Raw genomic sequence first — 2,794 nt, 5'->3', positions numbered from 1 at the left:
TGTGATCTGATATGGGCTTTCATCTCTTCAAATGCTCTATCAAAATCGGATTCATTCGTAAGATAGGTGTATCCTTCACGCTCACCATCCGGTCCGATGACAGATGATGCTATGATATCATGATACTGATCACAGATCTCTTCCAGCTTTTCTGGATTATAACTGGTTTCTGCAACTCTTTTCAGAATTTGAATATACAATGCATGGTACTCTGGATCATCCATAAGATACCTGATGAGCGGCCATCTTTCAGTTACATTCTCCATTGAAAACGATACACTGCCGCCCACTCCCATACCGGGGGCGAATTGACCGTCTATTCCGGGCGGGCTCATATTCATTCCTCCCAGTGGCACAAATCCGGACTGATTCAGATCCTTCATTCCATCCGGGCCCCATCCTTGGCCGGGCACTGGCATTTCGATCATAGATATATTCAGCTCATCAGGCGGTGCAAGCCCAAAAGCCGGTGGATTATTCATCCCTGCCGGACCACCATCTCCAAAATTTTTCCCCATTCCTTCCATAAATGCATAATTGTTATCCCAGGGGATCCAACTGAATGTCCCGGTATCCGGATTATTATACAGGTAATAATTCCGTGCATTGCCTCCATAGGTGTCCCAGTTTTTGATGAGCGTATTGGTTGCCAGCCAGGTAAGAAACTCAGAGACATCAAGGATTGATTCAAGGTCGGACCGCCATGCTTCCGGATTTTTGGTTCGTGCCTCTGAATGCAGGGTGTTATAGAGCTGTTCAATATCAGAGTAATCCCCCTCATCTTCATTGGTTTTCTTCTCAAAATGAGAGAGATTGAGTTTTCCGAAAGCAAAGGTTGCACCATCTTCTTCCGGTTTATAGAGATTTCCGGTTCCGTTTGTAAACTGGGTTTCTATTACCGTATCATCGATGCTTTCAACGAGGGTATATAGACCAAAGTACTCAAATCCGTCTCCTTTGTCGATGAAAACCTTGTAAAAAGCAGTCTCCGGAGCGATCACTCCAGCATCCTGAAAGATTTCAGGAGCTAATTTTTCCCGTATGACAGACGCATCTGACATTCCGGATTGCAGATTCAGTTCTTTAAACCCGTAAAACTTCTGATTCTTTGTCTCGGGAAACTCATCCTCGTAGTGATCCATATCAACTTTCAGGGAGATCTTCCCGATTCCCTCGCTCCAAGCAGTCATCAGGGAATTTACTCCCTTATACCTGATACCGACATGATCCCAGGTTTCGTTCTGAAATGAGATGGTGGCGGGGACATATATCGGATCTTCCAGATTCAGAAAACCAGGACCGTTTTCACCAGGTGGTTTCGGCATATTCATTCCTGCTGATATATTAAAATCAGGCATATTTTTACCAGGACCTCCTCTCTGTCCGGGTCCGGGCATACTGGCGTTTCCAAACTCCCCGTACTTGGCCGTCATATCTTCCTGCATTTCGGCCCAGGATTCAGGGGTGATGGTGATATAGATCTCACGGATTTCATCATCCGGAAAGACCGTATCATAGTCGGGAGCTGTATCTGATGCATGGGAGTTTGAGTTTTCATTCATAGTAGCACTTCCTGGTTGGATGAGCAGGATGCATAACGCAACCAGGAAAAATGTAGTAATCTTTGTCGAAAAGCAAATTCGTGTCATGATAGTCATATGAAATAGTGTGTATTTCTCTGTGAACGAGCGGATTTTAGAGTATTATCTGACAGCCATGGCTGCCTGAAGACAGATAACTCGTACTGAGTGGAATATAAAAAAGTCAGATTCAGATGGTTGAAAGATACAACGGATCAGTATGATATTACCGGAACAAGGTAAGTATTCAGATGAAGAATGGAAGGAAGATGTATTTTCCAAAAAAGTTATTCTTGTACAGAACTGAAATCACCTGGTGAAGGGTAGTATTTAGCCCTATCAACCCGTTTTTTTATAATCCCATTCAGGAATAGATGAAATAATAAATGAAGGGAATAAAAAGAGATGATAGTAAAGATACATGGTCACTATGTGAACCGTGATATCGACACCAATTCTCTTTAATTCCCTTTTCAGGGAAGAATTGTATTCTTCTCTCATGTTTCCTCTTGCCTGGTTCCACTGGGATGGATGCACAGGCAACTATTATTTGACTAGAGAACGTATAGATAGATTGTCAAATCCGGAAGCCCGGAAGAGACTTAGGGGATAGAATTTATTTCTAATCCGTTTCCTCATTGCATGTGGAGCACTGGGAAATAAGCTCCACATGTATATTACTTTTCATCGAGATTCACATGTTACAGTGGACCTGTTTGAATTCATGACTCACATAGATCTAATAATAAATATGTGTGATTTTAAATAACAATATAAGAATCAAAACAAAAATTTTTCACTCTTAACAAAAAAGAAGATATACCCAATGAATTAGGCATGAGACTTTTGATTTCTATGCCTCAGCCCGGATTTGAACCGGGGACAACCAGATCTTCAGTCTGGCGCTCTCCCAGTCTGAGCTACTGAGGCGCGACTATACAGATTACACTCATGTATAATTAATACTTTTCATTTGAATCTCACATTCACAGACAACAATGAAGGGAGGGTAAGAAAAATACCACGTCCATTAAGGCATCTGAACACTGACATTATCCCGATGTTTTTCAGGAGACGGAGTGCGAAACCGGATACTGCAAAAATTCAGGCAGATATCGCTCTCCGGACAGCAAAAGTAGTTCATCTCACCCATAACGATTTTGACGCAGTTGGCGCTGATGCAGTGCATCGAATCAGATTCAAAAACGAAGGAG

Annotated in this window: 1 protein-coding gene and 1 tRNA gene; both read right to left on the bottom strand. The window is 42.4% G+C overall.

The window, feature by feature from the left end:
* A partial coding sequence (locus LDL35_RS15210; RefSeq protein ID WP_304024094.1) for a CotH kinase family protein occupies positions 1-1,649 on the bottom strand: 1,649 nt, incomplete at its 3' end.
* Between the two features lie 787 nt (positions 1,650-2,436).
* A tRNA-Phe gene (locus LDL35_RS15205) sits at positions 2,437-2,510 on the bottom strand.
* Between the last annotated feature and the right edge of the window lie 284 nt (positions 2,511-2,794).

Origin of the sequence: Methanospirillum hungatei, assembly GCF_020216685.1 — an archaeon.
Lineage (GTDB): Archaea > Halobacteriota > Methanomicrobia > Methanomicrobiales > Methanospirillaceae > Methanospirillum > Methanospirillum hungatei_B.
The sequence above is the reverse complement of the archived record's forward strand: the minus strand, read 5'-3'. Positions and strand labels throughout refer to the sequence as shown.